This is a genomic window from Microbacterium sp. 69-10, from assembly GCF_001897945.1.
Classification (GTDB): Bacteria; Actinomycetota; Actinomycetes; order Actinomycetales; family Microbacteriaceae; genus Microbacterium.
In genome coordinates, this window is sequence record NZ_MKRT01000023.1 from 75,733 (window position 1) to 81,070 (window position 5,338).

Consider the following 5,338-nt stretch of genomic DNA (forward strand, 5'->3'; position numbering starts at 1 on the left):
CGGTGTACGCGCGCGTCGGCCCGGTCCGCGCGTCGTCATCGGACCCCGCGTCCGCGTCGCGATGCGATGACGGGGCGGGGGTCGGAGGCGCGGTGCGCGTGTCACGGCTGGGCGTCTCCGTGCGGCGGATCGCCTCGGCCTCCGCTGCCACTTCGGCGGCCGAGGGCCGCTCCGCCGGGTCGTCGCGCGTCATGCGCGCGAGCAGCGTCCGCCATCTCGCATCCAGTGATTCCGGGATCACCGGATGCTCGGTCAGCCGTCGCAGCGCGGTCTGCACCCGACCCGCGACCGGGAAGGCCGGTTCACCGGTGAGCGCCTCGATCAGCACGAGACCGAGCGAGTACACGTCGACGTCCGTCGTGAGCTCGGCGGTGCGCACCTGCTCCGGCGCCATGTAGGCAGCGGTGCCGATGGCGATTCCCGGCGACGTGCGCCTCGGATCATCCACGTCGAAAGCGATGCCGAAGTCCGTCAGCTTCGCGGAGGTGTGATCGCCGGGGCGGCTCGTCTCCGGCATCAGCACGTTCGAGGGCTTGACGTCCCGGTGCACGATGCCCGCGCGGTGCACGGCATCCAGGCCCGCCGCGAGGTCACGGGCGACGCATGCCGCCTCGACGCCGGCGAGCGGCCCGCCCAGCAGCCGCGAGGCCAGCGTGGGGCCCTCGACGTACTCCATCGCCAGGTACTGCGGATGCCCTGGGTCGAGTCGCGCGTCGTAGAGCGTGACCAGGGAGGGATGCTTCAGATTCGCGAGCAGCGCGATCTCGGTGCGGACCCGCTCGAGCGATGTGGGCGTCTCATCGGACTGGCGCAGCAGCTTGATCGCCACAGGTCTGCCGAGAAGCAGGTCCTCGGCGCGGTACACCACGGACGTCGCCCCTCGTCCGACTCGCGCTTCGAGGCGATATCGACCGTCGAGCAGCGACTCCGTCGCCTGGTCGTCGATGGCGGGCATCGAACACTCCTGAATCCTGCGGCTCGGGTGCCGCACGTTCGGAGACTCTAGGACGATGCCGCTCGTTCGGCTTCCGCATTGACTGCGCGGCCGAGATCTGCAAGGGGCGGGGTCACACCGGCCGGTACTGGGCGCTGATCGGGCAGTCGAAGGGGTCGCGTGCGGCGAGGCCCACCCGGTTCAGATAGCGCACGACGATGCCGTAGGACTGCAGCAGGGTCGTCTCGGTGTACGGAACGTCATTCGCCGCGCAGTAGTCTCGCACCACCTCGCGGGCGCGGGAGAGGTTCAGACGCGACATGCTGGGGAAGAGGTGATGTTCGACCTGGTAGTTCAGGCCGCCGAACAGCCAGGTCGCCCACCAGCCGCCGGTCACGTTGCGCGAGGTGCGGACCTGCTTCGAGAAGAAGTCGAGCCGCGCGTCCGGGGAGATGATCGGCATGCCCTTGTGGTTCGGGGCGAAGGAGGCTCCCATGTAGAGGCCGAACACGGCCATCTGCACGCCCAGGAACGCGAACGCCATCCCCACGGGAAGGAACAGGAACAGCGGCGTCAGCAGCAGAGCGAACCGCAGGGAGATGATGCCGATCTCGGTCCAGCGCCCCTTCACGCGACCGGGCGTGACCAGATGCACCACGCTCAGGCGATGCAGGTTCAGTCCTTCCAGCGTGAGCAGCGGGAAGAACAGCCACCCCTGGCGCTGCGTGATCCAGCGGATGACGCCGCGGGAGCGGGCCGCGTCCTCGTCGAGGAAGGAGATCGTGTCGACCTCGATGTCAGGGTCCTTGCCGACCATGTTCGGGTTGCCGTGATGCTTGGTGTGCTTGGAATCCCACCAGGAGTAGCTCATGCCGATGAGCCCCGCGAGCACGCGTGCGAGACGGAAGTTAGCCGGGCCCGACGAGAGGATCTGACGGTGTGCGGCCTCATGTGCGAGGAAGGCGACCTGTGTGAACAGGATGCCGAGCGCGCCCGCGATGAGCAGTTGGAACCAGCTGTCTCCCAGCAGGATGAAGCCGACGGCGCATCCCGCGAAGCCGAGCAGCAGGGCGACCCCCACCAGCGTGTAGAACACCGGCGTGCGGCGCAGCAGGCCCAGATCGCGGATGACGTTCAGCACATCCTTGTAGGCGCGCGCCATCGGCGGGAACTCCGTAGTGCCGGAGTACGTCTGTCGGATGCGTCCCTGGGCGGGAACGGTGGTCTTGATCGTGTCGACCTGAGTGAGTGAGATGGTGCTCTCCTGTCGATCGGAGCCCTTGAGCTTTGGAAGCCAAGGGCGGATGCCGATCGCTGTGCCCAGCGTACGCGCGTCGATATGCGGCGTACGGCATGTGTCCTCGCGGTGTCAGCGCGGTGAGGTGGGGAACGTGTCGGCTCCGGACCCGTCGAGCGCGAGCGCCCACTCGTTCATGGTGAGGTTCGCCCCGCGGAACTCCTCGGTGAACGTTCCGGTGTGCGTGAAGCCTCCGCGTCGGCAGACACCGTTGGAGGCGGCGTTGTCCGCCGCGGGGAAAGCCGTGAGCAGGCGCCGCGCTCCGCGATGCTCCCTGGCGTCGTCGACGACCAGCGCGAGGGCCCGCGAGGCGATGCCGCGTCCCTGCGCCTCGGGGAGCACGAACCAGCCGGCTTCCAGCACGGGCTCGCCTCGCCAGTCGGCGCGCCAGTACGCGATGGATCCGAGGGGCCGATCGTGGGCGTCCACGATCACGAAGTTGCGGGCCTCCCCCGCCGCTCCCAGTCGCAGATACCGCTCGTTGCGGTCGATGACCTGCTCCTCGGTCTCCGGGCCGTTCAGGTGCGCCGTCATCTCGGGAGTGTTCGCCGCGCGAAGCAGGTCGATGTCCTCGGCCGTCCAGAGCCGCAGTCGTATCGTGTCCACGCGGCTACGCTCTCATGGGCCTCTGACACCCGGAAGCGCCCGATGCCCGAGTTCTACACGATGATCGGCTTCAACCCCGATCACGACCACCAGGTCTCCGACGAGCTGCGCTTCGTGCAGATGACCCCTCCCGGATCGGCCTGCTCCATCGCCTTCGGCACGGGTTTCGGAAGCGGGCTCGAGCCCGGTCAGCAGAACTCGATCCAGGTCGTCGTGCCGGATGCTGACGAGGCGCTGTCCCACCTGCGCAGGCTCGGCGTCGAGGCCTCCGGCGTCGACGAGCAGCCGTGGGGCCGGTTCGTCACCTTCGACGACCCCGACGGCAACACCTGGACGCTGCAGCAGATCCCGGACTACGGCGCGCAGTGAGCGAAGGACGGGAGGGCGGATGCTGTGCAGCATCCACCCTCCCGTCGTTCGAGATCCGACTCAGAAGTCCCAGTCGTCGTCCTCGGTCGCTTCAGCCTTGCCGATCACGTAGCTCGACCCGGAACCGCTGAAGAAGTCGTGGTTCTCGTCCGAGTTCGGCGAGAGCGAAGCCAGGATCGCCGGGTTAACGTTGGTGACCGTGGAGGGGAACATCGCCTCGTAGCCCAGGTTCATCAGGGCCTTGTTGGCGTTGTAGTGCAGGAACTTCTTGACGTCCTCGGTCAGGCCGACGCCGTCGTAGAGGTCCTGCGTGTACTGCCCCTCGTTGTCGTAGAGCTCGTACAGCAGCGAGAAGGTGTAGTCCTTCAGCTCGTCGCGACGCTCCGGCGTCTCGGTCTCGAGTCCCCGCTGGTACTTGTAGCCGATGTAGTAGCCGTGCACGGCCTCGTCGCGGATGATCAGGCGGATCAAGTCCGCCGTGTTCGTCAGCTTCGCCTTGGACGACCAGTAGATCGGCAGGTAGAAGCCCGAGTAGAACAGGAACGACTCCAGCAGCGTGGAGGCCACCTTGCGCTTGAGCGGGTCGTCACCACGGTAGTACTCCATGATGATCTGCGCCTTCTTCTGCAGGTTCTGGTTCTCGGTCGACCAGCGGAAGGCCTCGTCGATCTCCTTCGTCGACGCGAGCGTCGAGAAGATCGAGGAGTAGCTCTTGGCGTGCACCGACTCCATGAAGGCGATGTTGGTGTACACGGCCTCCTCATGCGGAGTGATCGCGTCGGGGATCAGCGACACCGCGCCGACCGTGCCCTGAATCGTATCGAGCAGGGTGAGGCCGGTGAACACGCGCATCGTGAGCAGCTGCTCCTCGGCGGTGAGCGTGTTCCACGACTGCACGTCGTTCGACAGCGGCACCTTCTCCGGCAGCCAGAAGTTGTTCACCAGGCGGTTCCAGACCTCGAGGTCCTTGTCGTCCTGGATGCGGTTCCAGTTGATCGCGTCGACGTGGCTGACCAGCTGCAGCTTCGGAGAGGGGGTCATTCTTCTTCCTCGTTCTTGTTGGATCGCAATGCACGGAGGTCTTCGATGCAATGCATACAGGTGTCCTTGAATACGCCTTTGTTGGTGTGGTGTCGTGTGTGCGCGCTTCGACGGCTCGAGGGCATCGGTCGTCCCTTCCGGGCGGCTGACATCTTCGTGCGAGTCTCCGCGCTTGCGGTCTTGCCGAAGTTCGGATTGTTCTCGCCTCGGCGCATCTCCGACAACTGCTGACGCGCCTCGGGCGTCATACGATGACCGAAACTCGGATGCTCAGGGCCGAACTTCCCGAAGTTCGGATTGTCCGCGCCGGAGTTCATCCCCTTGCGGGTCCTGGACCAGTGCGCCTTCAGCTCGTCAGTCCGCCTGGTTCCCCAGCTCGGGTGATCAACTCCGGTTGGAACGTTCGCCCTCTTGCGGCCGCGGGATCTGTCGCCAGCCGCCTTGCGCTGCTCCTCGGTCCAGACGTAACCGCGCGGGCCGAGTCCGCCTTCAGTCAGGTTGAGCAGACGATGACCCTTGCGACGCAGCTTCGCGATCCAGCGCCGCTCGGCTTCACCGAGATCATCCAGAGACGTGTTGATGACGAGCTCCATGGGCTGGAAGTACACGTCCTCGTCGGTCTCCATCTTTCGGAGCCAGTCGTAGAACGGGGTCTTCCTGCCGGCACGCGCAGCCTTCAGGTGCTGGCGCCGCCGGAACTCCACTGTCTTGGAAGTGATCCCGACATAGCGGTACTCACCCGACTCGTAGAGCCGAGCCGCGTAGACGACGCCGACGATCGGCGACGCCTCCACGCGACTCGACTCTCCAACCATCTCTATCGACCCGTCACAGCATGCAGGACACGCAGGTGTCGAGCTCGGTCCCCTCGAGGGCCATCTGACGCAGGCGGATGTAGTAGATCGTCTTGATGCCCTTGCGCCATGCGTAGATCTGCGCCTTGTTGATGTCGCGGGTGGTGGCGGTGTCCTTGAAGAACAGCGTCAGCGACAGGCCCTGGTCCACGTGCTGGGTGGCGGCGGCGTACGTGTCGATGACCTTCTCGTAGCCGATCTCGTACGCGTCCTGGTAGTACTCCAGGTTGTCGTTCG

Annotated in this window: 6 protein-coding genes and 1 pseudogene; 1 reads left to right on the forward strand and 6 read right to left on the reverse strand. The window is 66.0% G+C overall.

The genetic code is table 11. The annotated features are described in order from the left end of the window. From BGN97_RS10535 to BGN97_RS10545, 3 genes are all read right to left on the reverse strand, one after another. Positions 1-955: serine/threonine-protein kinase (locus tag BGN97_RS10535; RefSeq protein ID WP_292701067.1), on the reverse strand; the 955-nt coding region annotated here is incomplete at its 3' end. A 112-nt stretch (positions 956-1,067) separates the two neighbouring features. Further along, on the reverse strand, positions 1,068-2,189 hold the full coding sequence (locus BGN97_RS10540; RefSeq protein WP_292701229.1) for an acyl-CoA desaturase: 1,122 nt from the start codon (positions 2,187-2,189) through the stop codon (positions 1,068-1,070). 114 nt (positions 2,190-2,303) lie between these two features. Beyond that, on the reverse strand, positions 2,304-2,837 hold the full coding sequence (locus tag BGN97_RS10545; RefSeq protein WP_292701070.1) for a GNAT family N-acetyltransferase: 534 nt from the start codon (positions 2,835-2,837) through the stop codon (positions 2,304-2,306). A gap of 42 nt (positions 2,838-2,879) precedes the next feature. Between BGN97_RS10545 and BGN97_RS10550 the strand changes: the two genes are divergently transcribed. Next, complete coding sequence (locus BGN97_RS10550; protein ID WP_292701073.1) at positions 2,880-3,206, forward strand: VOC family protein; 327 nt, start codon at positions 2,880-2,882, stop codon at positions 3,204-3,206. A 60-nt stretch (positions 3,207-3,266) separates the two neighbouring features. Here BGN97_RS10550 and nrdF read toward each other — a convergent pair whose 3' ends face one another. The 3 genes and pseudogenes from nrdF to BGN97_RS10565 form a co-directional block, all read right to left on the reverse strand. Beyond that, entirely contained in the window at positions 3,267-4,247 is a 981-nt protein-coding gene (gene nrdF / locus BGN97_RS10555) for a class 1b ribonucleoside-diphosphate reductase subunit beta (RefSeq protein WP_292701075.1), read from the reverse strand. Continuing rightward, positions 4,244-5,041 carry an NUMOD3 domain-containing DNA-binding protein gene (locus BGN97_RS10560; RefSeq protein ID WP_292701078.1) on the reverse strand — a complete coding sequence of 266 codons (798 nt, stop codon included), beginning with the start codon at positions 5,039-5,041 and terminating at the stop codon, positions 4,244-4,246. Before BGN97_RS10560 ends, nrdF begins: the two co-directional genes overlap by 4 nt. Before the next feature lie 34 nt (positions 5,042-5,075). Beyond that, positions 5,076-5,338 (reverse strand): annotated as a pseudogene (locus tag BGN97_RS10565) (ribonucleotide-diphosphate reductase subunit alpha); the annotation flags it as partial.

What these genes read in the sequence shown, in the direction of transcription:
- BGN97_RS10550 (WP_292701073.1), top strand. Translation starts at nt 2,880, where the DNA reads ATGCCCGAGTTCTACACGATGATCGGCTTCAACCCCGATCACGACCAC.
- nrdF (WP_292701075.1), bottom strand. Translation starts at nt 4,247, where the DNA reads ATGACCCCCTCTCCGAAGCTGCAGCTGGTCAGCCACGTCGACGCGATC.